At 70.9% G+C, this 25,639-nt stretch carries 21 protein-coding genes and 1 riboswitch; of the genes, 6 read left to right on the top strand and 15 right to left on the bottom strand.

The annotated features are described in order from the left end of the window. Positions 1–45 precede the first annotated feature (45 nt). On the bottom strand, positions 46–561 hold the full coding sequence (locus VHC04_RS12410) for an SspB family protein (protein ID WP_325681584.1): 516 nt from the start codon (positions 559–561) through the stop codon (positions 46–48). 421 nt (positions 562–982) lie between these two features. On the opposite strand from VHC04_RS12410, the gene mutL reads away from it, so the two are divergent. Continuing rightward, positions 983–2,905 (top strand): DNA mismatch repair endonuclease MutL, encoded by a 1,923-nt coding sequence (gene mutL, locus VHC04_RS12405; RefSeq protein ID WP_325681582.1) that lies wholly within the window; start codon positions 983–985, stop codon positions 2,903–2,905. A gap of 64 nt (positions 2,906–2,969) precedes the next feature. Here mutL and gcvP read toward each other — a convergent pair whose 3' ends face one another. The 10 genes from gcvP to glyA all read right to left on the bottom strand — a co-directional run bounded on the left by gcvP (position 2,970) and on the right by glyA (position 13,451). Further along, positions 2,970–5,861 (bottom strand): aminomethyl-transferring glycine dehydrogenase, encoded by a 2,892-nt coding sequence (gene gcvP, locus VHC04_RS12400; RefSeq protein WP_325681580.1) that lies wholly within the window; start codon positions 5,859–5,861, stop codon positions 2,970–2,972. 2 nt (positions 5,862–5,863) lie between these two features. After that, a complete protein-coding gene (gcvH, locus tag VHC04_RS12395; protein WP_325681578.1) occupies positions 5,864–6,250 on the bottom strand; it encodes a glycine cleavage system protein GcvH in 387 nt (128 codons plus the stop codon). 15 nt (positions 6,251–6,265) lie between these two features. After that, entirely contained in the window at positions 6,266–7,414 is a 1,149-nt protein-coding gene (gene gcvT, locus VHC04_RS12390; protein WP_325681576.1) for a glycine cleavage system aminomethyltransferase GcvT, read from the bottom strand. A gap of 160 nt (positions 7,415–7,574) precedes the next feature. Next, positions 7,575–7,669: riboswitch (glycine riboswitch) on the bottom strand. Positions 7,670–7,747: 78 nt separating this feature from the next. Further along, positions 7,748–8,227, bottom strand: coding sequence for a transcription antitermination factor NusB (gene nusB / locus VHC04_RS12385; protein ID WP_325681574.1), 480 nt, complete (start codon positions 8,225–8,227; stop codon positions 7,748–7,750). Further along, a complete protein-coding gene (ribH, locus tag VHC04_RS12380) occupies positions 8,227–8,709 on the bottom strand; it encodes a 6,7-dimethyl-8-ribityllumazine synthase (RefSeq protein ID WP_325681572.1) in 483 nt (160 codons plus the stop codon). The genes nusB and ribH overlap by 1 nt, the downstream gene beginning before the upstream one ends. A 10-nt stretch (positions 8,710–8,719) precedes the next feature. Then, positions 8,720–9,859, bottom strand: a complete 1,140-nt coding sequence (gene ribB, locus VHC04_RS12375; protein WP_325681570.1) for a 3,4-dihydroxy-2-butanone-4-phosphate synthase — start codon at positions 9,857–9,859, stop codon at positions 8,720–8,722. Beyond that, positions 9,859–10,485, bottom strand: a complete 627-nt coding sequence (locus VHC04_RS12370) for a riboflavin synthase (RefSeq protein ID WP_325681568.1) — start codon at positions 10,483–10,485, stop codon at positions 9,859–9,861. The genes ribB and VHC04_RS12370 overlap by 1 nt, the downstream gene beginning before the upstream one ends. Continuing rightward, on the bottom strand, positions 10,485–11,585 hold the full coding sequence (ribD, locus tag VHC04_RS12365; RefSeq protein ID WP_325681566.1) for a bifunctional diaminohydroxyphosphoribosylaminopyrimidine deaminase/5-amino-6-(5-phosphoribosylamino)uracil reductase RibD: 1,101 nt from the start codon (positions 11,583–11,585) through the stop codon (positions 10,485–10,487). Before ribD ends, VHC04_RS12370 begins: the two co-directional genes overlap by 1 nt. A gap of 87 nt (positions 11,586–11,672) precedes the next feature. Beyond that, positions 11,673–12,140, bottom strand: coding sequence for a transcriptional regulator NrdR (gene nrdR / locus VHC04_RS12360; RefSeq protein ID WP_325681564.1), 468 nt, complete (start codon positions 12,138–12,140; stop codon positions 11,673–11,675). A 6-nt stretch (positions 12,141–12,146) separates the two neighbouring features. Beyond that, on the bottom strand, positions 12,147–13,451 hold the full coding sequence (gene glyA / locus VHC04_RS12355; protein WP_325681562.1) for a serine hydroxymethyltransferase: 1,305 nt from the start codon (positions 13,449–13,451) through the stop codon (positions 12,147–12,149). Positions 13,452–13,610: 159 nt separating this feature from the next. On the opposite strand from glyA, the gene tsaE reads away from it, so the two are divergent. The 5 genes from tsaE to addA are packed head-to-tail and all read left to right on the top strand — an operon-like array spanning position 13,611 to position 22,375. Further along, complete coding sequence (gene tsaE, locus VHC04_RS12350; RefSeq protein WP_408903808.1) at positions 13,611–14,087, top strand: tRNA (adenosine(37)-N6)-threonylcarbamoyltransferase complex ATPase subunit type 1 TsaE; 477 nt, start codon at positions 13,611–13,613, stop codon at positions 14,085–14,087. Next, positions 14,084–15,088: an aminoglycoside phosphotransferase family protein gene (locus VHC04_RS12345; protein ID WP_325681558.1), complete on the top strand. Its 1,005-nt coding sequence runs from the start codon at positions 14,084–14,086 to the stop codon at positions 15,086–15,088. The genes tsaE and VHC04_RS12345 overlap by 4 nt, the downstream gene beginning before the upstream one ends. Before the next feature lie 46 nt (positions 15,089–15,134). Continuing rightward, positions 15,135–15,878 (top strand): nucleotidyltransferase family protein, encoded by a 744-nt coding sequence (locus tag VHC04_RS12340; protein WP_325681556.1) that lies wholly within the window; start codon positions 15,135–15,137, stop codon positions 15,876–15,878. 40 nt (positions 15,879–15,918) lie between these two features. Further along, positions 15,919–18,879 (top strand): double-strand break repair protein AddB, encoded by a 2,961-nt coding sequence (addB, locus tag VHC04_RS12335; protein WP_325681760.1) that lies wholly within the window; start codon positions 15,919–15,921, stop codon positions 18,877–18,879. A 25-nt stretch (positions 18,880–18,904) separates the two neighbouring features. Beyond that, positions 18,905–22,375, top strand: coding sequence for a double-strand break repair helicase AddA (addA, locus tag VHC04_RS12330; protein ID WP_325681554.1), 3,471 nt, complete (start codon positions 18,905–18,907; stop codon positions 22,373–22,375). Between the two features lie 90 nt (positions 22,376–22,465). Here the strand turns inward: addA and VHC04_RS12325 are convergent, their stop codons facing one another. From VHC04_RS12325 to VHC04_RS12310, 4 genes are all read right to left on the bottom strand, one after another. After that, positions 22,466–23,395, bottom strand: coding sequence for a 3-hydroxybutyryl-CoA dehydrogenase (locus VHC04_RS12325; RefSeq protein ID WP_325681552.1), 930 nt, complete (start codon positions 23,393–23,395; stop codon positions 22,466–22,468). Continuing rightward, positions 23,396–24,331, bottom strand: a complete 936-nt coding sequence (locus VHC04_RS12320; protein ID WP_325681550.1) for an FAD-binding protein — start codon at positions 24,329–24,331, stop codon at positions 23,396–23,398. Positions 24,332–24,333: 2 nt separating this feature from the next. Further along, entirely contained in the window at positions 24,334–25,083 is a 750-nt protein-coding gene (locus VHC04_RS12315) for an electron transfer flavoprotein subunit beta/FixA family protein (protein WP_325681548.1), read from the bottom strand. A gap of 319 nt (positions 25,084–25,402) precedes the next feature. Then, a complete protein-coding gene (locus VHC04_RS12310; protein WP_325681546.1) occupies positions 25,403–25,594 on the bottom strand; it encodes a twin transmembrane helix small protein in 192 nt (63 codons plus the stop codon). Between the last annotated feature and the right edge of the window lie 45 nt (positions 25,595–25,639).

Raw genomic sequence — 25,639 nt, 5'->3', positions numbered from 1 at the left:
AGTCCGCGGCCTGCGCCGCGCTAAACGGCTCTGCGCCGAGGGCGATCAGGTCTGCGGCGAGCGCCGGCGGAACGCATCCAGGCTGACCACCTGCGCCGGCTCGGACGGCGGCTCCGCCGACGACGGCGCTTCCTCGGGCCCGGGCTGCGAAACCTCGCCCTCCCCCGCCTCCGGCGCCGCCTCGGCGTGGAAGCGCAGACCGTAGCGGATATGCGGGTCGGCGAACTCCACCACCGAAGACAACGGGATCGTCAGCTTCGCCGGCACGCCGCCGAATGACAGGCCGACATGGATCGCCTCCGCCTCCCGGTCATAGGACAGCTCCCAGAACTGGTGCTGCAGGACGATGGTCATCTGCTGCGGATATTGCATCCGCACCCGCTGCGGCAATTCCACGTCCGGATCGCTGGTGCGGAAGGTGATGTAGAAATGGTGGCCGCCCGGCAGCCCATGCTGCGCGACGTGCTCGACCGCCTGGGCCACGACGTGGCGCAGGGCCTGCTCGATCCACTTCTCATAGGGCAGCAGGCTTTCCGGCTGCTGCTTCTGGTCGTCGTCCATCCGCGTTGCGTGCCCTCTCGGCTCGTTTGCCTGATATAAAACGGGACGGGCCGTCGTCAAAGAGCCGAGATGGCGGTCGGGCATGAGGAATCCGCCCCGATCCGGACACGGCGGTGCCGGATACGCCCCGTTGAGGACGCGGCCGCCGCGCCGCCCGGTTCACCCCGCCCGATTCACCCCGCCCGGTTCACCCCGACTGGCTCACCCCGACTGGCTCACCCCGACTGGCTCACCCGCCTCGTTTCCCCAGCCTCGTTTCCCAGCTTCGTTCCCGCGCATCGTTCCGCGGCCCCGCTGCGTTCTGGTCTCCCCGCCGCGGACGACCTTATACTGCCGCATGGACCCCGCCGCCCCTCGAGTCTCGAGCCGGTTTCCCACGCTCCCGCCGGAGAATGCGTCCGGGTGCGCGTCGCGTATCCGGATGCTGCCGGAGACCCTCGTCAACCGCATCGCCGCCGGGGAGGTGATCGAGCGGCCGGCGGCGGCGGTCAAGGAACTGGTCGAGAACGCATTGGATGCCGGCGCGACGCGGATCGCCGTGGCGCTGGATGGCGGCGGCATCGACCGGATCGAGGTCACCGATAACGGCATCGGCATGAACGCGGCGGAGCTGGCCCTGGCGGTGCAGCGCCATGCCACCTCCAAGCTGACCGATGACGCGCTGATCCGCATCACCACGCTGGGGTTCCGCGGCGAGGCGCTGCCGTCGATCGGCGCCGCGGCGCGCCTGTCGATCACCTCGCGCCCGCGCGACGCCCAGCACGCCCCGGGCGACGCGCAACATGCCCCGAGCGACGCGCAACATGCTTGGACGATCTCGGTCGAAGGCGGCGCCGTCTCCGCCGTCGCGCCGGCCGCGGGTGGGACCGGGACCCGGGTGGTGGTCCGCGACCTGTTCTTCGCCACCCCGGCGCGGCGGAAATTCCTGAAAACGCCGCGGCTGGAGGCGGAGCATGCGGAGGCCGCGGTCCGCCGGCTGGCGCTGGCCGCGCCGCGGGTCGCGTTCCGGCTGGAGCTGGATGGCCGCGGCGTGTTCGAGGTGCCGGCACAGGACCGGATCGCCCGCGTCGCCGCGCTGGTGGGACCGGACGCCGCCGCGGTCCTGCTGCCGGTCGCCGAGGAACGCGGGGAGCTGCGGCTGGGCGGCTATGTCTGCGCGCCATCGGTCAGCCGCGCCACGGCGGCGGCGCAGACCGTGGTGGTGAATGGCCGGCCGGTAGCCGATCCGGTGCTGCGTACGGCGGTGAAAGTGGCGTTTCGCGACGTGATCGCCGCCGGCCGCCACGCCGTGGTGGCGTTGTACCTGGACCTGCCGCCCGAGGCGCTGGACGTCAACGTCCATCCCGCCAAGGCCAAGCTGCGGTTCCGCGATGCAACCGCCGTGCGCGGCCTGGTGATCGGCGCCATCCGCCGTGCGCTCGGCGGCGGCGCCGGCCAGGTCGCGCCGATGCAGCGTGCCCTCACATCCTGGTCCCGCCCCACATCCTGGTCCCACCCCGTCCGGACCGCCTACCCGCCGGCCTCCACCGCCGCGGCGCTGGCCCTGCATCCACCGACCGGGACCGGGCCGACCGCGGCAGTCCCCGGACCTGGCATGGCCGAGACCCAGTTGCCGCTGCGGGCGGTGCCGGCGGCCCGGCTGATCGACCCGCCGGGGCGGCACCACGCGGCCCTCTCCTACCAGGACCATTCTCATCAGGACCATCCTCATCAGCACCATCCTGGCCAGGACCAGCCCGAGCGGGATCATTCCGGCCAGGCCTATCCGTTGGGCGCGCCGGTGGCGCAGGTCCTGGACACCTATATCATCGCGGTCGCCGGCGACGGCTCACTGGTGCTGGTGGACCAGCACGCCGCGCATGAACGCCTGACGCATGAGGCGCTCAGCGCCGCCCTGCGCGCCGGCGCGGTGCGCAGCCAGGCGCTGCTGCTGCCGGCGATCGTCGACCTGCCGCCCGCCGATGTCGCCCGGCTGTCCGCCCGGGCGCCCGACCTGGCGCGGCTGGGGCTGGAGCTGGAGGAATTCGGCCCCGGCGCGGTGATGGTCCGGGCGCTGCCGGCGGCGCTGGGGGCACCGGATCCAGGGCCGTTGCTGCGCGATCTGGCCGACGAGCTCGCCGAGATGGACGAACAGACGGTGCTGTCCGCGCGGCTGGACGCGGTGATCGCGCGCATGGCCTGTCACGGGTCCATCCGCGCCGGACGCAAGCTCAATGCCGCGGAGATGGCCGCGCTGCTGCGACAGATGGAGGCCACGCCGCGCGCCGCCACCTGCTCGCACGGGCGGCCCACGGTGCTGAAACTGTCGAAGGCGGATATCGAGCAGATGTTCGGCCGCCGATAATCCCCGACGCTGTTGTCCAAGGCGTGGGGCGGGGATGGCGGGGCGGGCGTCCTGCCGGATCGCGTCAGGCCGGGATGTCGTTGGCCATTTCCAGCGGCGTGGCGCAGGTGCACATCAGGTTGCGATCGCCGTACACGTTGTCCACGCGCTTGACCGGCGGCCAGTATTTCGCCGCCGCGACCCAGGGCAGCGGGAACACCGCCTGCTCCCGCGGATAGGCGTGCGGCCATGCCGTCGCGGCCGCCTCCGCCGCGGTGTGCGGGGCGTTCTTCAGCGGGTTGTCGGTCCGGTCCAGCTCGCCGCGGCCGATCGCCGCGATTTCCGCCCGGATCGCGATCATCGCCTCGCAGAACCGGTCCAGCTCCGCCTTCGATTCGCTTTCCGTCGGCTCGATCATCAGCGTGCCGGGCACCGGCCAGGACATGGTCGGCGCGTGGTAGCCGAAATCCTGCAGCCGCTTGGCGATATCCTCGACCTGCACATCCGCCTCGGCGCCGAAGGCGCGGCAGTCGATGATGCACTCGTGCGCCACCCAGCCGCCAGGACCGGAATACAGCACCGGATAGGCGCCGCGCAGCCGGCTGGCGATGTAGTTGGCCGACAGGATCGCCACCTGGGTCGCCCGCCGCAGCCCGTCCGGACCCATCATGCGGACATAAGCGTACGGGATCGGCAGGATCAGCGCGCTGCCGAACGGGGCGGCGGCGACCGGACCGATCCCGGTCGCGGGTCCGGCATCGGCGCGCAGCGGGTGGTTCGGCAGGAACGGCGCCAGATGCGCCGCCACGCCGATCGGCCCGACACCCGGGCCGCCGCCGCCATGCGGGATGCAGAACGTCTTGTGCAGGTTCAGATGGCAGACATCGGCGCCGATCGACGCCGGCGAGGTCAGCCCGACCTGGGCATTCATGTTGGCCCCGTCCATGTAGACCTGCCCGCCATGCCGATGCACCGCGGCGCAGATATCGCGGATCGTGCCCTCGAACACGCCATGCGTCGACGGGTAGGTCACCATCAGCGCCGCCAGCCTCTCGGCATGCGTCTCCGCCTTCGCCCGCAGATCGCCCAGATCGATGTTGCCGTCCTTGTCGCAGGCCACCACCACCACCTTCAGCCCGGCCATCGCCGCGCTGGCGGGGTTGGTGCCGTGCGCCGAGGACGGAATCAGGCAGACGTCACGATACGCCTCGCCGCGCGCTTCGTGCCAGGCGCGGATCACCAGCAGGCCGGCATACTCGCCCTGGGAACCGGCATTCGGCTGCAGTGACACGGCGGCGAAGCCGGTGATCGCGCACAGCCAGGATTCCAGCGTGCGCACCAGCGCCGTATAGCCCCGGGTCTGATCGGCGGGCGCGAACGGGTGCAGATCGGCGAAGCCGGGCAGGGAGAGCGGCATCATCTCGGCCGCGGCGTTCAGCTTCATCGTGCACGATCCCAGCGGGATCATGCTGCGGTTCAACGCAACGTCCTTGTCCTCCAGCCGCTTCAGATAGCGCAGCATCTCGTGCTCGGTGTGGTACCGGTTGAACACCGGGTTGCGCAGGAACGGCGTCTCCCGGCGCAGGCGGTCGGGAAGCCCCGAATCCGCGCCGGCCGCGTCGCCGCCCAGCAGTGCACAGAGCCGCCGCAGCATGTCGGTGGTGACGGTCTCGTCCAGGGCGATGCCCACCGCCGAATCGCCGACCCGCCGCAGGTTGAAGCCGGCCGCGGCCGCGCGATCGAACAGCCCGGCGGCATTCTCCACCACGATGGTGTCGAAGAACGACGCATGCCGCAGCCGGAGGCCCGCCCGGCGCGCGCTGGCCGCGAGGATGCCGGCCTGCAGCGCGACCCGGCGGGCGATGGCACGCAGCCCTTCGGGCCCATGCCACACCGCGTAGAAGGAGGCCATCACCGCCAGCAGCACCTGCGCGGTGCAGATGTTCGACGTCGCCTTCTCCCGCCGGATATGCTGCTCGCGGGTCTGCAGCGCCAGACGCATCGCCGGCTGCCCCGCCGCATCCAGCGATACCCCGACCAGGCGGCCCGGCATGGCGCGCTTCAGCGCGTCGCGGGTGGCGAAGAAGGCGGCGTGCGGGCCGCCGAAGCCCATCGGCACGCCAAACCGCTGGGCGGAGCCGACAACGATATCGGCGTCCATTTCCCCGGGCGGCTTCAGCAGCACCAGCGACAGGATGTCTGCGGCGACGATCGCCAACCCGCCGGCGGCATGCGCGGCGGCGATCTCGGCGGTCAGGTCCCGCACCTCGCCGGTGGTGCCGGGGTATTGCAGCAGCACGGCGAACGGCTTGACGGCGGTGATGGCGGCGGGATCACCGGGTCCGACCAGCGCCAGCTCGATGCCCAGCGGCTTCGCCCGGGTGGCCAGCACGGCCAGCGTCTGCGGGTGCAGGTCGGCGGCGACGGCGACGATGTTGGATCTTGCCTTGCCGGCGTGATGCGCCATGGCCATCGCCTCGGCGGCGGCGGTCGCTTCGTCCAGCAGCGAGGCATTGGCGATCTGCATGCCGGTCAGGTCGCAGATCATGGTCTGGAAGTTCAGCAGCGCCTCCAGCCGGCCCTGCGCGATCTCCGCCTGATACGGCGTGTAGGCGGTGTACCAGCCGGGATTTTCCAGCACGTTGCGAAGGATCACCGGCGGCGTGACGGTGCCGTGATAGCCCATGCCGATCAGCGACGTCTTCACCACGTTCCGCGCCGCGAGCGCGCGCAGCTCCGCGAGCGTCCCTGCCTCGTCCAGCGGCTCGGGCAGCGGCAGCCTCGTCCCGGCACGGATCGAGGCCGGCACGGTCAGCCGCGCCAGATCGTCCAGCGAGGCCGCGCCCACTGCCGCCAGCATGGCGGCACGTTCCGCCTCGGTCGGGCCGATATGGCGCCGCGCGAAACCGGAGGCGTCTTCCAGCGCCTTCAGCGCGTCCCAGGGGTCTCCACCGGGGTCTGCCGCCGCCATATCCATGGTTACAGCGTCTCCAGATATTCGTCGTAGGCGTCCTGGTCCATCAGCTGCTCGACCACCGCCGGGTCCTCGACCTCGATGCGGAAGAACCAGCCCTCGCCCTCGGCATCGCTGTTCACGATCGACGGGTCCTCGACGATCGTCTCATTCACCTCGACCACCTTGCCGGCCACCGGCGCGAAGATGTCGGAGGCGGCCTTGACGCTTTCGACGACGGCGCAGGATTCGCCCTCCGTCACCACGCGCTCCAGCTCCGGCAGCTCGACATGCACGAGGTCGCCCAGCTGCTCCTGGGCGTGCTCGGTGATGCCGACCGTGGCGATGTCGCCGTCCAGGACGATCCATTCATGGTCCTTGGTGAAGCGGCGGTCGGCATTCTTGGCGGCCATGGGCATCGGTCCTTCTCAGCGGATGTAGCGGTGGGGGACGAACGGAAGCGGGGCAACCGCGGCCGGCAGCGCCTTGCCGCGGACCGTCAGGGTCAGTCGTGTGCCGTCAGCGGCCAGGTCACGGCGGACATAGCCCATGGCGACGGGCGCGTTCACCGAGGGGCCGAAGCCGCCGGAGGTCACCACGCCCGCCTGGCTGCCATCCCCGGCGACGATATCCGTGTGCGCCCGTGCCGGGGCGCGTCCGTCGGGGCGGATGCCGACGCGGCGGCGCGGTGGGCCATTGTCCAGATGGTCCCGCACGACGACGGCGCCGGGGAAATCCCAGTCTATGCGGCGGCGCTTGCCGATCACCCAGGTCAGGCCGGCCTCGACGGGCGAGGTGGTTTCATCCAGGTCGTTCCCATAGAGGCACAGCCCCGCTTCCAGCCGCAGCGAATCGCGCGCGCCCAGGCCGATCGGCACCACCTCGGGCTCGGCGACCAGGCGGTCGGCGAGGCGGACCGCGTCGGCGGCCGGAACGGAGACCTCGAACCCGTCCTCCCCGGTGTAGCCGGAGCGGGAGACGATGCAGTCGATCCCGTCGACCGCCAGGACGGCGATCCCCATGAACGGCAAGCCGGCCGCGGCGGGCGCCAGGCGTGCCATCACGGTGACGGCCGCGGGACCTTGCAGGGCGAGCAGCGCGCGGTCCGGCTGCGGCAGCAGGGCGACGCCGGCGGGCAGGTCGGCGGCGATCAGCGGCAGGTCGATGTGCTTGCGCCCGGCATTCACCACCAGAAACAGCGTGGCGTCGTCCAGCCGCGCGACCATCAGGTCGTCGACGATGCCGCCCGCGTCGTTCAGCAGCAGGGTATAGCGCTGGCGGCCGGGTTTCAGGCCCAGGATATCGCCTGGCACCAGGCGCTCCAGCGCCGCCGCCGCGCCGCCGCCACGCAACAGCGCCTGGCCCATGTGCGACACGTCGAACAGCCCCGCCTTGGCGCGGGTGTGCAGATGCTCCGCCAGCACGCCGCCACGGCACCGTTCCGTCAGGTCGCCGGAGAAATCGTACTGGACCGGCATCGTATACCCGGCAAACGGCACCAGCCGCGCGCCGTGCCGGCGGTGCCAGTCGGTCAGGGGTGTCGTCCTGAGCCCGGTCGAGGCCGGTTCAACCGGCAAGCCTGTCTGTGCCACGCAAACCCCGCAACAACGTCATCGGCCGGCCATGCCGGCAAGGACGACCCCCCTCTGTCGCGGTACCTGAGAGATTCGGGGTCGTCGGCCCCTTACTCCGTCGGTGCGGGCCACGCCTGGGCGCGGTCCGGCTTTCCAGAGATCCTGAACCGACGCGGTCCTGTTGCCTGAGCGTTTCCGGGGGCCGGTTGCGCCTTCGGCGGCATGTGTGGGGCACATGCTCTCTCCCGCGCCGGTGCTTGGGATGCGGCACCATGCCCTAACTGGCCAAGGCTGCAAAGGGGGGAAAGGGGATTGTCGCGCGCGGCTGGACGCGCGTCAGAACTCCCGAGCCCGCAGCGATCGGGCCAGCCGGTCCAGCACCGCGTTGGCCAGGCCGGGTTCGGCGCCGGTGAAGAAGCCGCGCGCGATGTCCAGATACTCATTGATCACCACCTTGGCCGGCGGCGCCTCGTCCGTCATGCGCAACTCCGCCGCGCCGGCCCGCAACAGCGCGCGCAGCACCGGGTCGAGCCGGCCCAGCGGCCAGTCCGCCGGCAGCGTCTCCGCCAGCAGCGCGTCGATCTCCGACTGCTGCAGCACCGCCGCCCGGACGATGCGCTGGAACAGCGGCACCTCGGCGTCGGGAACGCGGCCATCCTCGAACCCGCCGGTGCCCGGCAGCTCGCCCAGGCGGTGGCGGATGAACTGGTCGATCACCGTTTCGGCCGAATCGCCGGCCTGCTCGCTTTGGAACAGCGCCTGCACGGCGGCCACCCGGGACGCGGTGCGCGCCCGGGGTTTCGGCGGCTTCGCCATCAGCCGGCGCCGAGGGTGCGGGCGGCGTTGATCTGGATCAGCGCGGCCGCCGCCGCCTCGGCCCCCTTGTTGTGGCCATCCTGGCCGGAGCGGGCCTCGGCCTGCGCGACGGTGTCGCAGGTCAGCAGGCCGGTGCCCAGGCACATGCCGAACTGCAGCGATACCGACAGGATGCCCTGCATCGTCGCCTGGCAGATGAAATCGTAATGATCGGTCTCGCCGCGCACCACGCAGCCCAGCGCGACGAACCCGTCGTACCGCCGCGTGCCGCGCATCGCCAGCCGCAGCACCTGCGGCAGTTCGAAGGCGCCGGCGACGTCCAGTACCTCATGCGTCGCTCCGACCTCGCGCAGGATGCGGACGGCGCCTTCGGTCAGCCCGTCCACCACGGTGCGGTAATAGGGCGCGCGCACGATCAGGACGTGCGGCGGCGGCCCCTGGATCGGGGGGGCGCTGGGGAGTTCGGCGTCCTGCGTGCTCATGCTGTCCTGATTATCCGGTGATGGCCGGGATCGGCCGCTGCTCGACGATGTTCAGCCCGTAGCCTTCCAGGCCGATGATGTTCAGCGGCGTGTTGGTCAGCAGCACCATGTTCTGCACGCCCAGGTCCAGCAGGATCTGCGCGCCGATGCCATAGTCCCGCAGTTCCCGCGAGGCGCGCTTGGCGCCGGCGGCCAGCAGGCGCACGCGTTCCGCCAGGGCGGTCGGCCTGTGTTCCCGCACCAGCACGACGACGCCGCGGCCGGCCTTGGCGATGGTGTTCATGGCATTGTGCATCTGCACCCAATGCGGCGCGCCGGTCATGTCGTCCAGCAGGTCGACGGCGTGCATCCGCACCAGCACGGGTTCCGGGCCGGAGACGTCACCCTTCACCAGCACCAGATGCTCCTGGTACTCGACCGTGTTGGCGTAGACGATCGCCTTCCAGGTGCCGCCGGCCGGGTGGTCGTAGCTGCCTTCCTCCACCCGTTTCACCAGCCGTTCGGTCAGCCGGCGATGGTGGATCAGGTCGGCGATGGTGCCCAGTTTCAGGTTGTGCTTCTGCGCGAAGGTCACCAGGTCCGGCAGCCGGGCCATGGTGCCGTCGTCGTTCATGATCTCGCAGATCACCGCCGACGGGTTCAGCCCGGCTTTTCGCGCGATGTCCACCGATGCCTCGGTATGGCCCGCCCGCACCAGCGTGCCGCCTTCCCGGGCGACCAGCGGAAACACATGGCCTGGCGTGGTGATGTCGTCGCGCGTGGTGTCCGGGCTGATCGCCACCGCGATGGTGCGCGCGCGGTCCGCCGCCGAGATGCCGGTGGTGACGCCTTCCCGCGCCTCGATCGACACGGTGAACGCGGTCTGGTGCCGCGTGCCGTTCTGCCGGCTCATCAGCGGCAGGCCCAGCCTCTCGACCCGCTGACGGGTCATCGCCAGGCAGATCAGGCCGCGCGCGTGGCGGGCCATGAAGTTGATCGCGTCCGGCGTGGCGAACTGCGCCGGGATCACCAGGTCGCCCTCATTCTCCCGGTCCTCGTCATCCACCAGGATGAACATGCGGCCGTTGCGCGCCTCCTCGATCAGTTCTTCGGCCGACGACAGGTACTGCGACAAATTCGCGGAGACATGGGTTTCCTTCAGGCTCGGCATCAGGGGGTCCCTGCTTCTGCTTCCCGAGAGTCGGCCAGCCGGGCGACGTAGCGCGCCAGCATGTCGATCTCGATGTTGATTCTGTCCCCGGGACGTGTGGTGCCCAGGCTGGTGACGGCGGCGGTATGCGGAATGATGTTCACCCCGAACGTGTCACCCTGCACCTCATTCACCGTCAGGGAAATGCCGTCGACCGCAATGCTGCCCTTCGCGGCGATGAAGCGCGCCAACGGGTGCGGCACGCGGAATATCCAGCGCGTGGAGGCGTTTTCGGGGGTCGCAGACACCGCTTCGCCGACGCCGTCGACATGGCCGGAGACGATGTGGCCGCCCAGTTCGTCACCCATGCGCAGCGAACGTTCCAGGTTGACGGGCGACCCTTCCCGCCAACCGCCCAGCTTGGTGTGCGCGAGCGTTTCCGCGGACGCGTCCACGGCAAACCAGTCGGGGCCGGATTCGACCACCGTCAGGCAGCAGCCGGAGCAGGCGATGGAGGCGCCCAGCGCGACCGGCGGATCGGCCAGGAAAGCAGGCGGAGCGGCGATGACCAGCCGCATGTCCCGGCCGGCGCCGATCGGGTCGATGCGCCGCACGGCGCCAAGAGCGGAGATGATGCCGGTGAACATCACGAAAGCCTTCTGAATTCCGTCAGCATGTCGTCGCCAAGCGGGGTTGCGCAAGTGCGGGCAAAGCGGGGCATGTGGTCAAGCGCGGTAATGCCGAAACCTTGCACCGCGGGCCAGCCGTCGCCGCCCATGACGGCCGGGGCGTGGAACCAGGCGATGCGGTCGACAAGGTCGGCGCGCAGCAGCGCGGCGGCAAGCTGTCCGCCGCCTTCCACCAGCAGGCGGGTCAGCCCGGCCTCGCCAAGCGCCTGCAACGCCGCCCCGATATCCACCCCCGCGTCGGAGGCCGGCACCGGGATCACGGTCGCGCCCAGCTCCGCGAAACCGGTGCGGCGCGCCGGGTCGGTGCCGTCCCGGGTCAGGAACCAGGTCGGCACCGTCGCGGCGGTCATCGCCAGGCGGGAGGTCATCGGGGTGCGCAAATGGGAGTCGGCGACCACGCGCACGGTCGGCATGGGCCGGAAGCCGTCGATGCGGCAGGTCAGGTCCGGGTTGTCGGCCATGACGGTGCCGACGCCGACCATCACCGCGTCATGCCGGCCGCGCAGCGCGTGCGCCATGCGGCGGGCCGGGGCGCCGGTGATCCACTGGCTCTCGCCGGTGGTGGTGGCGATCTTGCCGTCCAGCGTGGATGCGAGCTTCAGCGTGACCAGCGGCCGGCCCCGCGCGATGCGCGTGGCGAACCCGGCCAGCGTCTCCCGTGCCTCGGCTTCCAGGATGCCGACGGTCACGTCGATCCCGGCGGCGCGCAGGCGGGCGATGCCGGCCCCATCGACGCGCGGATCGGGATCGACGGCGCCGATGACGACGCGGGCGATGCCGGCCTCGATCAGCGCCCCGGTGCAGGGCGGGGAGCGGCCCCAATGGTCGCAGGGCTCCAGCGTGACATAGGCGGTGGCGCCGCGGGCCTGCTCACCGGCCATCGCCAGCGCCACGGGTTCGGCGTGCGGCCGGCCGCCCGGCGCGGTGGTACCGCGGCCGACCACGCGCCCGTCGCGCACGATGACGCAGCCGACCGAGGGATTTGGCCAGGTGACTCCCAATCCCCGCCGCGCCAGGGCGAGGGCCGAGCGCATATGGGGAAGGTCGGCCGCCGTCATGCCCGGACCGGCCGGGCCGCGGCCCTTGCGGGGGACAAGGCCGGGGCCGCGGTGCGGGCAGCGGCCGGGAGCGGGCGCGCCGTCACCTCAGCCCTCTCCCGCCGCGGCACTACCCAGGCCGCCCACGAAATCCTCGAAATCCTTGGCTTCCCGGAAATTGCGGTAGACGCTAGCGAAGCGGACATAGGCGACCTTGTCCAGCTCCTTCAGCGTGTCCATCACCAGCTCGCCGATCTGCTTGCTGGGGATGTCGCTGTCGCCGGACGCCTCCAGCTGGCGGACGATGGAGTTGACGATGCGCTCCACCCGCTCCTCCTGGATCGGCCGCTTGCGCAGCGCGACGCGGATCGAGCGGGCGAGCTTGTCACGGTCGAACGGCACGCGCCGCCCGTCCGACTTCACCACCGTCAGCTCGCGCAGCTGCACGCGCTCGATCGTGGTGAAGCGCTGGCCGCAATTCCCGCAGAAGCGGCGGCGGCGGATCGCGCTGTTATCCTCGGTCGGCCGGCTGTCCTTCACCTGGGTGTCGTCGGAGCCGCAGAACGGGCAGCGCATCGGCGTTCAGCCCCTCGGATACAACGGAAAGCGGGCGCACAGCGCCCTCACCTTGGCGCCGACCGCCTGCTCGACCGCCGTGTTGGTGCCGTCGTTGGACCGCGCCAGGCCTTCCAGCACCTCATCGATCATCAGCCCGATCTCCCGGAACTCCTGGGCGCCGAAGCCGCGCGTGGTGCCGGCGGGGGAGCCGAGGCGGATGCCCGAGGTGACCGCCGGCTTTTCCGGATCGAACGGGATGGCGTTCTTGTTGGCCGTCATGTGCGCGCGTTCGAGGCTGGCCTCGGCGGCCTTGCCGGTGGTCCGCTTCGGCCGCAGGTCCACCAGCATCAAATGGCTGTCGGTGCCGCCGCTGACGATGTCCAGCCCGCGCTGCTTCAGCGTCTCCGCCAGCACGCGCGCATTCTCCTGCACCGCCTTCTGATAGGCGCGGAATTCCGGCTTCAGCGCCTCATTGAACGCGGCGGCCTTGCCGGCGATCACGTGCATCAGCGGGCCGCCCTGCAGCCCGGGGAACACGGCGGAGTTGATCTTCTTCCCGATCTCCTGGTCATTCGACAGGATCATGCCGCCGCGCGGGCCGCGCAGCGTCTTGTGCGTCGTCGTGGTGACGACATGCGCGTGCGGCAGCGGCGAGGGGAACAGGTCGGCCGCCACCAGCCCGGCGAAATGCGCCATGTCGACCATGAAGAAGGCGCCGACCTCATCCGCCACCTTGCGGATGCGCGGGAAGTCGATGAAGCGCGGATAGGCGGAGCCGCCGGCGATGATCAGCCTGGGCTTTTCGGCACGGGCGAGCCGCTCCAGCTCCTCATAATCCAGCAGGCCGTCTTCCTGGCGGACGCCGTACTGGATCGCGCGGAACCATTTGCCCGACAGGTTGGGCGCCGCGCCATGCGTCAGGTGGCCGCCGGCGGCGAGGCTCATGCCCAGGATCGTATCGCCGGGCTGGATCAGCGCCAGGAACACCGCCTGGTTCGCCTGCGCGCCGGAATGCGGCTGCACATTGGCGAATGCGCAGTGGAACAGCTTCTTGGCACGCTCGATCGCCAGGGTCTCGGCGACATCGACGTGGACGCAGCCGCCATAGTAGCGGCGGCCGGGGTAGCCCTCGGCGTATTTGTTGGTCAGCACGGAGCCCTGGGCCTCGAGCACGGCGGCGGAGACGATGTTCTCCGACGCGATCAGTTCGATGCCGTCCTGCTGACGGTCCATTTCCGCGCGGATCGCGGCAGCGAGTTCGGGATCGGTTTCGGCCAGCGGCGCGGAGAAGAAGCGCCGTGTGCTGGCGGCAATGGTCTGCTGGTTCATCGGATCAGCCCGGCTATGACGGAAGGGGGTGTCCTGTAGCACGCACTTCGCGCGCCACAAACCGGACTTCGGTCCGTACAGACCTGTGTCTGGATAGCGCCCCCCTGTGTCTGGATAGCGCCGTTGTGCCGACTCGTGCCCGCGAGGCAAATTGGTGCCATGCCGTCGGCGCCGTCCGTGACCCTGTCCCTGCCCGATCTCACCGCCACCCAGGCCCTTGGCCGGCGCATCGCCCGGCTGCTGCGGCCCGGCGACGCCGTTCTGCTGGAAGGGCCGCTGGGAGCCGGCAAGTCGGAGCTGGCGCGCGCCTTGCTGCGCGCCGCGGCGCGGGATCCGGCGCTGGAGGTGCCGAGCCCGTCCTTCACGCTGGTCCAGTCCTATGAAACGCCAGCCGGGCTTGTTCATCATTACGACCTGTGGCGGCTGGAACGGGCACGGGATGTGCTGGAGCTCGACTGGGACGGGGCGCGCGACGACATCGTGCTGGTGGAATGGCCCGACCGGCTGGGCCCGTTGCGCCCGGAACACGGGTTGACGGTCGTGCTGGCGATCGGCCATGGCGAGGAGCGGATCGCGACCCTGGCGGGCTGGCCGGACCGGATTGGACACCTGGCCGGAACGGACAGCCTGACATGACTCGCGACGCCATGATCGCCGCTTTCCTGCGCCGGCACGGGTTCGACGCCGCCCAGGCGGTGCCATTGGCCCAGGACGCCAGCTTCCGCCGCTATCTGCGCCTGCGCCATCCCCGCCCGGCCGTGCTGATGGACGCGCCGCCACCCGAGGATGTCCGTCGGTTCCTGCAGATCGCGGCGCATCTGGAGAAGGCCGGCCTGTCGGTGCCGGCGATCCTCGGGGCTGACCCCGAGGCCGGGTTGGTGCTGGAAGAAGACCTGGGCGATGATCTGCTTTCCATGTTGGTCGATCGGGGCGACGACCCGGGTCCGCTGCTGGATATCGCCATCGACGCGCTTGTGGTGATGCAACGCGCCGAACCGCCGGCGGATTTGCCGCCCTGGGACGCCGAGCTGATGGCGCAGACCGCGATGGGCACGTTCTTCGACTGGTTCTGGCCGGCGTGCTATGGCACCCCCGCGCCCGACGCGGCCAAGGCCGACGTGGCGGACGCCTTGGCCGCGATGCTGGCGCCGGTCGCCGCCGGCCCGCGATCCCTGGTGCACCGCGATTTCTTCGTCGGCAACCTGCTCTTCCTGCCTGATCGCGATGGTCCTCGCCGCGTCGGCATCATCGATTTTCAGGGCGCGGCATGGGGCCATCCGGCCTACGACCTGGTCTCGCTGCTGCAGGACGCCCGCCGCGACATCCCCGCCGACGCGCAGGCCAGGGCCTTCGCCCGCTACCTGGCCGCGCGGCCGGAGCTGGACGCCGCCGCGTTCGCCACCGCCTACGACGCCTGCGCCGCCCAGCGCCATTTGCGCGTCGCCTGCCAGTGGGTGCGGCTGGCGAAGCGGGACGGCCGCCCCCACTACCTCGCCTATGGGCCATGGACGTGGCGGCTGCTGGACCGCGCCCTGCGCCGCCCCGCCGCGCGGCCGCTGCAACAGGCGCTGGACCTGTGGCTGCCTCCCGCCGACCGCGCCAACCCGCCGGAGCTGGAGCATGGAGCTGGAGCATGACCTGCGCCTTGTATCCGCCGCCCCCCGGCGCTCATGCTCCAGCCGCATGAGCGTTTCCCCTTCCACGGCGATGGTCCTGGCGGCCGGTCTTGGCACCCGGATGCGGCCGCTGACCGAGACGACCGCGAAACCGCTGCTGAGGCTGGGCGGCAGGACGCTGCTGGACCATGCACTGAACCACCTGGTCGACGCCGGGGTGCGGACGGTCGCCGTCAACGCCTATTGGCAGGCGGACGCGGTGGCGGCGCATCTGGCCAGCCGTCCGCCGCCGCCCCGCACCATTCTGCTGCGGGAGGCGGAATTGCTGGAGACCGGCGGCGGCGTGCGTGCCGCGCTGTCGGTGCTCGGGCCGGATCCCTTCTTCGTCGTCAACGGCGATGCGTTCTGGCTGAACGGCCCGACCTCCGCCCTGCGCCGCCTCGCCGCGGCCTGGACCGATGCGCTGGATGCCGTGCTGCTGGTGCAGCGGACCTCCAACGTCCATGCCGAGGTCGGGCTGGGAGACTTCGCTCTGGACAAGTGGGGCGTGCCGCGGCGACGGCGGGAACGGGAAGTGGTGCCCTATATCTACGCGGGAGTACAGCTGATCCATCCGCGCCTGCTGGACGGTGCGCCGGACGGACCGTTCAGCATGAACCGCATGTGGGACAAGGCGATGGCAGCGGGGCGACTGCGCGCCGTCGTGCATGACGGGCTGTGGTTCCACCTGTCGACGCCGGCCGACCTGGCGGAAGCGGAGCAGATCCTGCAAGCACGCATCACCGGCGATGCCCGCTGGCCATGGCGGTGACGGCGGCATCACCCCCGACCGCGTGGGCATGCGCATGGTCATGCTGAACCTGTTCAGCATCTCGCCGCATGTGCCGTTCCTTGACGCGGTCGCCACCGCCTGGCTGGCGCACGGCGACGAACCGTTGACCATCGCCGACGGGCTGATCCTGCTGCCCACCCGCCGCTCCGCCCGCGCGCTCGCCGACGCGTTCCTGCGTGCCTCCGGCGGAAAGCCGCTGCTGCTGCCGCGCATCACCGCGATCGGGGCGCTGGACGAGGCGCCGCTGGCGCTGGCCGGCGCGCTGGACCTGCCGCCGGCGGTGGAGCCGATGCGCCGGCTGGCCGCGCTGAGCCGCATGATCCTGGCGATGGACGGCGCGAACGGCGCGCCACGCAATGCCGACCGTGCCTGGCTGCTGGCGCAGGAGCTGGCGGCGCTGATGGACGAGGCGGAACGGGCCGGGATCGACCTGAAGCAGCGCCTGCCTGACGCCGCCGACCCGCAATTCGCCGCTCACTGGGCCGAAACGCTGAAATTCCTGCACATCGTCACCGAGGTCTGGCCGGCCTGGCTGGCGGACAACGGGGTCATGAATCCCGCCGCCCGCCAGGTGGCGCTGCTCGACGCGCAGGCCGCGGCATGGACCGCCGATTCGCCGCCGCATCCGGTGCTGGTCGCCGGCACCACCGCCGGCATCCCCGCGGTTGCCCGCCTGCTGCGCGTCGTCACGCGCATGCCCCTGGGCCAGGTGGTGCTGCCGCAGCTCGATCTGGACATGGAGGACGCCGCCTGGGCCGATCTGGAGCCGTCGCACCCGCAAGCCGGCCTGGCGCGTCTGCTGGCCGAGCTGGGGGCGACGCGAGGTGATGTGCGTCCCTGGCCGCTGGCGGCCGCCACACCGGTCGTGCCCGCCGGCCGGTTCCCCTTGCTGTCGCGGGCGCTGCTGCCGGCCGCGGCCCTGCATCGCTGGCTGGACCGCGCACCGGCCGACACGGCCGGCCTGTCCCGCCTGACCCCCGCCGACCAGCAGCAGGAGGCCGAGGCGATCGCGCTGGTGCTGCGGGACGCCCTGGAAACGCCAGGTGCGACGGCGGCGCTGGTCACGCCGGACCGCATGCTGGCGGGGCGGGTCACCGCGGCGCTGCTGCGCTATGGCATCGTCGCCGACGACAGCGCGGGAGAGACGCTGGCGGATACACCGCCCGCCGTGTTCCTGCGCCTGTTGATCCAGGCGGTGGCCGAGGACCTGGCCCCGGTGCCGCTGCTGGCGCTGCTGAAGCACCCGCTCGCCGCCGCCGGCATGGAACCAGCCGCCTGCAGGACGATGGCTCGGGCATTGGAGACCGCCTGCCTGCGCGGCCCTCGGCCGGCGCCCGGCCTCGGCAACCTGCGCCGCGCGGTGGCCCGGCTGGACGCCAGGCAGCCGGCGGTCGAAGCCTTCCTGGCGCGCCTGGAACGATGCCTGGAACCGGTGCTGCGGATGGATTCAGCGGCGGCCTACAACGCGCGGCAGGCGCTCACCGACCTGCTGGATGCGGCGGAGCGGCTGGCGGCCACGCCGGACACGGCCGGGGCGCACCGCTTGTGGGGCGGCGAGGAAGGCGAGGCCCTGGCGACACGTCTGGCCGATGTGCGCGCCGCGCTGGGCCTGCTGCCGGAGCTGCGGCGACGCGTGCTGCCCGGCCTGCTGGACGCGGTGCTGGCCGGCGCGATGATCCGCAGCCGCCGGGCGATGCGCGGCCGCCATGGCGCGGAGCATCCGCGCGTCTTCATCTGGGGATTGCTGGAGGCTCGGCTGCAGACCGCCGACGTGCTGGTTCTGGGGGGTCTTGCGGAGACCGTCTGGCCGCCGGCCACCGATCCAGGCCCGTGGCTGTCACGGCCGATGCGCGCACGGGTCGGGCTGCCCTCGCCCGAGGAAGCCGTTGGCCAGGCTGCGCATGATTTCGCCGCCGCCTGCTGTGCCGCGCCATCCGTCGTGCTGTCCTGCCCGGTCCGCCGGGACGGCGCCCCCGCGGTACCGGCCCGCTGGCTGACCCGCCTGGACATGTTCCTGGCCGGGCGGGCCCAGGCCTTGCCGGAGCACCCGGCCGCGGCCTGGGCGCGGGCGCTGGACCTGCCGGCCGGCGACGCGCATCCGGTTGCGCCGCCGCGCCCGCGGCCGCCGGTCCGCCTGCGGCCGCGCCGGCTGAGCGTGACCGAGATCGAGACCTGGCTGCGCGACCCCTATGCCATTCACGCCCGCCACATCCTGCGCCTGCCGGCGCTGAAGCCCTTGGATGAAGCGGCCGACGCCGCCGATTACGGCACGCTGGTGCATGCGGGCCTGCACCGGTTCCTGACGCAGCACGGCGCCGCCGCACCGCCCGACCTCGGCGCGGCGCTGCGGGCGGCGATGCGCCAGGCCCTGGCCGCGGCCGCGTTGCGTCCGGCGCTGCGGGCGTGGTGGGAGCCTCGGCTGGACCGGATCGCCGATTGGGTCGCCCGGGTGGAGGCGCGGCGGCGTGCCGACAAGGCTCCGGTCGCCGTGCAATCGGAAGTGCGCGGCCAGATCATCCGGGACCGTCCCGGCGGCGCCTTTCTGTTGACCGGCCGCGCCGACCGGATCGAGCGCTACGGCGACGGCACGCTGTGCATCCTGGACTACAAGACCGGCCGGCCACCCAGCCAGGCCGAGGTCGACGCCGGTCTGGCGCCGCAACTGCTGCTGGAGGCCGCGATGGCCGAGAATGGCGGGTTCGAGGGGCTGGCCGGGACGGTGGCGGAGCTGGTCTACTGGCATCTGTCCGGCGGCCACGCGCCCGGCACGGAAACGCCGCTGTTCCACAAGAACCCCGCCATCCTGCCGGTAGCCATCGCCAGCGCGATGGAAAATCTGGATCGGCTGATCGATGCGTTCGACGCGGCGGACCGAGCCTATCTGTCCTGCCCCAATCCGGGTGTGGCACCGCGCTTCACGGATTATGCCCAATTGGCGCGCGTGGCCGAGTGGTCCTCGGCCGGGGGTGGCGATGAGTAGGCGCGAGCCGGACCGGCCGGCGGCCGTGACCGCTCCGCGAATCCGTGCGCAGCAGGAACAGCTCCGTGCCTCCGACCCGGCGGTGTCGGCCTTCGTGGCGGCCTCGGCCGGGTCGGGAAAGACCAAGCTGCTGACCGACCGCCTGTTGCGGCTGATGCTGGCGGGGGCGCCGCCGGCGCGTATCCAGTGCCTGACCTTCACCAAGGCCGCCGCCGCCGAGATGGCCCTGCGCCTGCAACGCACGCTCGGCCGCTGGGTCACCATGCCGCAGAACCGGCTGGAACAGGCATTGCGCGACCTGGACGTGGCCCCGACCGAGGCCCATTGCCACGCCGCCCGCGCCCTGTTCGCCAAGGTGCTGGACCTGCCCGGCGGCATGCGCATCGGCACCATCCATGCCTTCAGCCAGTCGCTGCTGCGCCGCTTCCCGCTGGAGGCAGCCATCTCCCCGCATTTCGAGCTGGTGGATGAGCGGGACGCCGACGACGCGATGACCGAGGCGCGCGAGGCCGTGCTGGCGCGCGCCGACTCGCCCGAGGTGCTGGCGGCGCTGGACGGGCTGGCGGGGCTGACGACGGCGGATGGGTTTGGCACCCTGGTCCGCCGGCTGGGCGAGGACTCCGAGCGTCTCGCGCGTGCCTTGCGCCTGGGCCCCGACCTGGCGCGGGCACAGCGCCGCGTGCTGGGGGTCACCGCGCACTCGGAGACGGAGCTGCTGGATGCGGCCGTGAGCTGGCTGGGCGAGGGGGCCTTGCGCGATGCCGCCAGGATGGTGGCGGCAAGAGCGTCGCCCAAACGTGCTCAGCGGGCTGCCGCCATGCTGGACTGGCTGGGCCAGGGACCGGACCAGCGCCGGGCCACGTGGAGCGACTGGTGCACGCTCCTGCTGTCGGCCAAGGGAGAAGCGCTGGCGCCGACCTCTTACGTCAACGCCAGGCTCCACGCCGACAACGCCGATCTCGCCCTGCAATTCCTGAACGAGGCCGACCGTATCCTGCGTATCGAGGATGCGCGGCGTGCCCTGGCGCTGGCCACGGTGTCCGCCGCGCTGACCACACTGGCCGGGCCGGTCGCCGAGGGCTACGCCCAGCGCAAGGACGCGGCCGGGCTGCTGGATTACAATGACCTGATCGACCGGACCCGCGCGCTGCTGGTCGATCCCGGCGCCGCCTGGGTGCTGTACAAGCTGGATGGCGGCCTCGACCACCTGCTGCTGGACGAGGTGCAGGACACCGCCCCGCAGCAATGGCGCATCGCCCATGCCTTGACCGAGGAATTCTTCGCCGGCACCGGGGCCCGCGACACGGTCCGCACCGTGTTCGCGGTGGGCGACCGCAAGCAGTCGATCTACTCCTTCCAAGGCGCCGACACCGCCGAATTCGACCGCTCCCGCACCTTGCTGGAACGCCGCGCCCGCACCGCGGACCAGCTGTGGGTGGACGGCGCCCTGGATGTGTCGTTCCGTTCGACCGCGCCGGTGCTGGCGCTGGTGGACGCGGTGTTTGCCGATCCGCTGGCGCGGCCGGGCGTCGTGGCCGATGGCGAGACGCTGACTCATTACGCCGACCGCGCCGCCCATGCCGGCGTGGTGGAACTGTGGCCGCTGGCGCCCCAGCCGGAGCCGCCGCCGCACGAACCCTGGACGGTGCCGCAACGGAACCAGACGCAGACCTCGGCGCGGGCGGCGCTCGCGGAGGCGCTGGCGGACTGGATCCGCGACCGAACCGCGGGGACCGAGCTGTTGGAAAGCAAGGGCCGGCCGCTAGGCGCCGGTGATGTGCTGGTACTGGTGCGCCGGCGTGACGCGTTCGCCCGGGCGCTGGTGCGGTCGCTGAAGGCCCGCGGCGTGCCGGTGGCCGGGCTCGACCGCATGGTGCTGACGGAACAGCCCGCGGTGCAGGATCTGATGGCGCTGTGCGACGCGCTGCTGCTGCCGGGGGATGATCTCAGCCTGGCCTGCCTGCTGACCAGCCCGCTCGGCGGGCTCTCGGACGAAGACCTGCTGGACCTGGCGGCAGAACGGCACGGCACGCTGTGGGATGCGCTGCGCAACCACGCCGACGAACGCCCCGCCTGGCGCGAGGCCGCCGATTTCTTCGCCTGTCTGCTCGGCCGGGTCGATTACGTGACGCCGTTCGTCCTGCTCGCCGAAGCGCTGGGGCCGCTTGGCGGACGGGCGCGGCTGTTCGCCCGGCTGGGGCCGGAAGCGGCGGAGCCGGTGGACGAGCTGCTGAACGCCGCGCTGGCTTATGCCGGCCTGCATCCGCCGTCGCTGCAAGGCTTCCTGCACTGGCTGCGGCGATCCGGCGCCGAGGTGAAGCGGGAGGCCGAGGCGGTCGGCACGCAGGTGCGGATCATGACGGTGCACGGCGCCAAGGGACTGCAGGCCCCGCTGGTGATCGTACCCGACACGACAGCGCTGCCGCAGGAGGAGCGCGGCATCTTCTGGGCCGATGACGCGGCGACCGGCCATGCCGTGCCGCTTTGGGCGCCGAACGGCGATTTCCGCTGCGCCGCGTTCGACCGGCTGCGCCAGGCCGCGCGGCAGCGCCAGGTCGAGGAGCACAACCGCCTGCTGTATGTCGCGCTGACCCGGGCCGAGGACCGGCTGCTGGTCTGCGGCTGGGCCAACCGGCGCGACACGCCGGACACGAGCTGGTATCGCGCCGTCGAGCGGGGGTTTCGCGGTCTGCCAGCCGAACGGGAAGCGCATCCGCGCTGGGATGGCGAGGTGCTGCGCCTGCGCTCCGTACAGCAGGCGGAGCCGGATCGCGTGGCGGTTCGGGATGAAACGGTCGCCGAACCGCCGCCACCCTGGATGGGGATGGCGCCGGACTGGCGGCCTGCCGCGCCACCGCCTGAACCGCCGCGTCCGGTGCCGCTGGCCCCCAGCAGGCCGGAGGGCATGGCGTCGGGACCGGTGCCGCCGGCGGAATCGCCGCTGGCCGATCGCGATGCGGTGCCGGACCGTTTTCGGCGCGGCCAGCTGATCCACACGCTGCTGCAGCACCTGCCCGACTTGCCGGACGCGGCACGCCGGGACGCGGCATTGTCGTTTCTGCGTCGCCCCGACACCGGCCTGTCCGAAGCCGAGGCGGTGGCCGCGGCCGAGGAGGTGCTGGCGATTCTGACGCATGCCGAGCTGGCGCCGGTGTTCGGGCCGGGCAGCCGCGCCGAGGTACCGTTGACGGGGCTGGTGGGCAACGCCGTGATCGGCGGACTGGTGGACCGGTTGGTCATACGGCCGGACCGCGTGCTGGTCGCCGATTTCAAGACCAACCGCCGCCCGCCGGTCACGGCCGCGGAGACGCCGGTCCTATATCTGCGGCAGATGGCATCATACCGCGCGGTGCTGCGCGGGCTGTTTCCCGACCGGCCGGTCCGGTGCGTGCTGATCTGGACCCGCAGCGGCACCGTTTCGATGCTGCCGGACGCATTGTTGGACGCATACGAGCCGAACAGGTCAGAGCCGGACAGGTACGAGCCGAACAGATAGGAGCCGGATGGGGCAGCGCCGCCGGACCCGTCATAGGGGAACCGGTCCGGTCCTCCGTGCGCCGGCGTGCGGACGGTACCCCCGGTTCGCCTACCGCGTCGGCTTCGGCGGGGTCTGGGTATAGTCGTAGAAGCCGCGGCCGGTCTTGCGGCCGAGCCAGCCGGCCTCGACGTATTTCACCAGAAGCGGGCACGGGCGGTATTTGCTGTCGGCCAGTCCCTCGTGCAGCACCTGCATGATCGACAGGCAGGTATCCAGGCCGATGAAGTCACCCAGTTCCAGCGGCCCCATCGGATGATTGGCGCCCAGCCGCATCGAGGTGTCGATCGCATCGACGGATCCCACACCCTCATACAGGGCGTAGACCGCTTCATTGATCATCGGCACCAGGATGCGGTTGACGATGAAGGCGGGAAAGTCCTCGGCGACGGCGCTGACCTTGCCCAGCCTTTGCGCCAGGCCAAGCACGGCGCGGAAGGTCGGCTCATCGGTGGCGATGCCGCGGATCACCTCCACCAGCTTCATCACCGGCACCGGGTTCATGAAGTGCATGCCGATGAACTTCTCCGGCCGGTCGGTCGCCGCGGCGAGCCGGGTGATGGAGATCGACGACGTGTTCGAGGCGACGATGCAGTCGTCCTTCAAATGGGACACCATCGCCTTGAAGATGGCGCGCTTGACCTCCTCCTTCTCGGTGGCGGCCTCGACCACCATGTCGCATTCGGCAAACGCCGTGTATTCGGTCGCGGTTCTGATCCGCGCCAGGGCGTCGTCGCGCTGGTCCTCGGTGATCAGCGTGCGCTTCACCTGCCGCGTCATGTTGCGGTTGATCAGGTCGAGCGACTTGGTCAATGCGTCGGCCTTGATGTCCACCAACGTCACGTCCAGGCCGGCGAGGGCGCAGACATGGGCGATACCGCTGCCCATCTGTCCGGCCCCGACAATGCCGATCGACTTCAGGGAAGCGACGGAGAGCCCTTCACGGCTCACCCCGGCCGTGGACACGACGTCAATGTTCATTCAGGAGCGCTCCAGTTCCGCCGCCAGCTCCGGCAGCGCGTTGAACAGATCTGCCACCAGGCCATAATCGGCGACCTGGAAGATGGGCGCTTCCTCATCCTTGTTGATCGCCACGATCACCTTGCTGTCCTTCATGCCGGCAAGGTGCTGGATGGCACCGGAAATGCCGACGGCGACGTACAGTTCAGGCGCGACGATCTTCCCGGTCTGACCGACCTGGAACTCATTGGGCACGAAGCCGGCATCCACGGCGGCGCGGGACGCCCCGACCGCGGCCCCGAGTTTATCAGCAATCGGGTCGAGCAGCTTGAAATTTTCGCCGGCCTGCATCCCGCGGCCGCCGGAGATCACCACGCGGGCCGCCGTCAGCTCCGGCCGCTCGCTCTTGGACAGCTCCGCCGAGACGAATTTCGACAGGCCCGGCAGGTCGCCGACATTCACCGCCTCGGTCGGGGCGCTGCCGCCATCCGCCGCCACCGGGTCGAAGCTGGCGCCGCGCACGGTGATGACCTTCTTGGCGTCCGAGGATTTTACCGTCGCCATGCCGTTGCCGGCATAGATCGGGCGGACGAAGGTATCGGCGTCCACCACGGCGGCGATGTCGCTGATCGGCTGCACGTCCAGCAGCGCGGCGACGCGCGGCAGGATGTTCTTCCCAACCGCCGTGGTGGCGGCCAGGATGTGCGAATAGTTCGGCGCCAGCGCGACCAGCAGGGCGGCGGTGGGTTCCGCCAGCAGGTGATCCAGCGCGGGATTGTCGGCCACCAGCACCTTGGCGACGCCGGGCAGCTTCGCAGCGGCGGCCGAGGCGGCGCCGAGATTGGCGCCGGCGACCAGCACATGCACCTCACCCAGCTTCTCGGCGGCGGCGACGGCGCTGCGCGACGGCTGCTTGATGCCGGCGTCGTCGAATTCCAACAGGACCAGGCTCGTCATGGTCAGATCACCTTCGCTTCGTTCTTCAGTTTGGCCACCAGTTCGGCGACGGACCCGACCTTCACGCCGGCCTTCCGCTTCGGCGGCTCCTCCACCTTCAGCACCGTCAGCCGCGGCGTGACATCCACGCCCAGATCAGCCGGCTTCTTGGTGTCGATCGGCTTCTTGCGCGCCTTCATGATGTTGGGCAGCGAGGCATAGCGTGGCTCATTCAGCCGCAGGTCGGTGGTGATGATGGACGGCAACTGCAGCGCCACCGTCTCCAGCCCGCCATCGACCTCGCGGGTCACGGTCAGCGTCTCACCCGATACCTCGACCTTGCTGGCGAAGGTGCCCTGGGACCAGCCCAGCAGCGCCGCCAGCATCTGGCCGGTCGCGCTCATGTCGTCGTCGATCGCCTGCTTGCCCAGGATGATCAGCTTCGGCTGCTCCTGCTCCGCGATCGCCTTCAGCAGCTTGGCCACCGCCAGCGGCTGCAGGTCGGCATCGGTCTCCACCAGGATGCCGCGATCGGCGCCCATCGCCAGCGCGGTGCGGATCGTCTCCTGGCACTGGGCGACGCCCAGCGAGACGGCGACGATCTCGGTCGCCACGCCCTTTTCCTTCAGGCGGACCGCTTCCTCGACGGCGATTTCGTCGAACGGGTTCATCGACATCTTGACGCCGTTCGTCTCGATGCCCGACCCGTCGGCTTTCACGCGCACCTTGACGTTGTAGTCAACCACCCGCTTGACGGGGACGAGTATTTTCATGGGGAACCAGACCGCTTCCTGGGACGAGTTGAAGGGATACCCTCACGAGCCGGCAGACCGGGCGCAACGTTCATGACGACGCACGGTTGCCCCGCGTCGCTCCACATGCCTGCCTGTCTCGCATCTGCGATAGAGGCGGCGGACCATATTGACGCGGTTTCCGTGTGTCAAACCGGTGAGTAGCCATGCGCCTCGACAATCGGCCGGCCCACACCGGCCAGCCCTGCCCGTCGGGGGAACCGCGGGCGCCTTCGCCGGTTCATAAGGCCGGTTCGTCGGGGTCGGCTCTCGGCGGTGAACCGCCACGGCCGCATCCCGGCTACGGCCGCATCAAGGACATCATTGCGGCGAACAACAGCAAGGCCAGGGCCTGCAGCAGGACCCGCCAGCGCATCAGCCGGTTGGAGCGGCGTGGATCGCCTTCGCGCACCATGCCGATCATGCCCGCGGCGAGGACCCCGAGCACCGCCAACAACATGAGACCCAGCAGGAACGAAAAGAAGGTATGCATATGGCTCAGGATCGCCGGCGTTATGCCTTCTCAGTACGCCCCGCC

The sequence above is a fragment of the Rhodopila sp. genome (assembly GCF_035548095.1).
GTDB lineage: Bacteria > Pseudomonadota > Alphaproteobacteria > Acetobacterales > Acetobacteraceae > Rhodopila.
This window is presented reverse-complemented; position numbering and strand designations above follow the sequence as displayed.

Excerpts from the sequence above, each read along its gene's own strand:
- mutL (WP_325681582.1), top strand. The coding sequence starts at position 983 with ATGCTGCCGGAGACCCTCGTCAACCGCATCGCCGCCGGGGAGGTGATC.
- gcvP (WP_325681580.1), bottom strand. The coding sequence starts at position 5,861 with ATGGATATGGCGGCGGCAGACCCCGGTGGAGACCCCTGGGACGCGCTG.
- ribH (WP_325681572.1), bottom strand. The coding sequence starts at position 8,709 with ATGAGCACGCAGGACGCCGAACTCCCCAGCGCCCCCCCGATCCAGGGG.
- VHC04_RS12410 (WP_325681584.1), bottom strand. The coding sequence starts at position 561 with ATGGACGACGACCAGAAGCAGCAGCCGGAAAGCCTGCTGCCCTATGAG.
- addB (WP_325681760.1), top strand. The coding sequence starts at position 15,919 with ATGCTGAACCTGTTCAGCATCTCGCCGCATGTGCCGTTCCTTGACGCG.
- nrdR (WP_325681564.1), bottom strand. The coding sequence starts at position 12,140 with ATGCGCTGCCCGTTCTGCGGCTCCGACGACACCCAGGTGAAGGACAGC.
- nusB (WP_325681574.1), bottom strand. The coding sequence starts at position 8,227 with ATGGCGAAGCCGCCGAAACCCCGGGCGCGCACCGCGTCCCGGGTGGCC.
- VHC04_RS12315 (WP_325681548.1), bottom strand. The coding sequence starts at position 25,083 with ATGAAAATACTCGTCCCCGTCAAGCGGGTGGTTGACTACAACGTCAAG.
- VHC04_RS12310 (WP_325681546.1), bottom strand. The coding sequence starts at position 25,594 with ATGCATACCTTCTTTTCGTTCCTGCTGGGTCTCATGTTGTTGGCGGTG.
- VHC04_RS12345 (WP_325681558.1), top strand. The coding sequence starts at position 14,084 with ATGACTCGCGACGCCATGATCGCCGCTTTCCTGCGCCGGCACGGGTTC.
- gcvH (WP_325681578.1), bottom strand. The coding sequence starts at position 6,250 with ATGGCCGCCAAGAATGCCGACCGCCGCTTCACCAAGGACCATGAATGG.
- VHC04_RS12325 (WP_325681552.1), bottom strand. The coding sequence starts at position 23,395 with ATGAACATTGACGTCGTGTCCACGGCCGGGGTGAGCCGTGAAGGGCTC.
- tsaE (WP_408903808.1), top strand. The coding sequence starts at position 13,611 with ATGCCGTCGGCGCCGTCCGTGACCCTGTCCCTGCCCGATCTCACCGCC.
- ribB (WP_325681570.1), bottom strand. The coding sequence starts at position 9,859 with ATGCCGAGCCTGAAGGAAACCCATGTCTCCGCGAATTTGTCGCAGTAC.
- ribD (WP_325681566.1), bottom strand. The coding sequence starts at position 11,585 with ATGACGGCGGCCGACCTTCCCCATATGCGCTCGGCCCTCGCCCTGGCG.
- VHC04_RS12370 (WP_325681568.1), bottom strand. The coding sequence starts at position 10,485 with ATGTTCACCGGCATCATCTCCGCTCTTGGCGCCGTGCGGCGCATCGAC.
- glyA (WP_325681562.1), bottom strand. The coding sequence starts at position 13,451 with ATGAACCAGCAGACCATTGCCGCCAGCACACGGCGCTTCTTCTCCGCG.
- VHC04_RS12320 (WP_325681550.1), bottom strand. The coding sequence starts at position 24,331 with ATGACGAGCCTGGTCCTGTTGGAATTCGACGACGCCGGCATCAAGCAG.
- VHC04_RS12340 (WP_325681556.1), top strand. The coding sequence starts at position 15,135 with ATGAGCGTTTCCCCTTCCACGGCGATGGTCCTGGCGGCCGGTCTTGGC.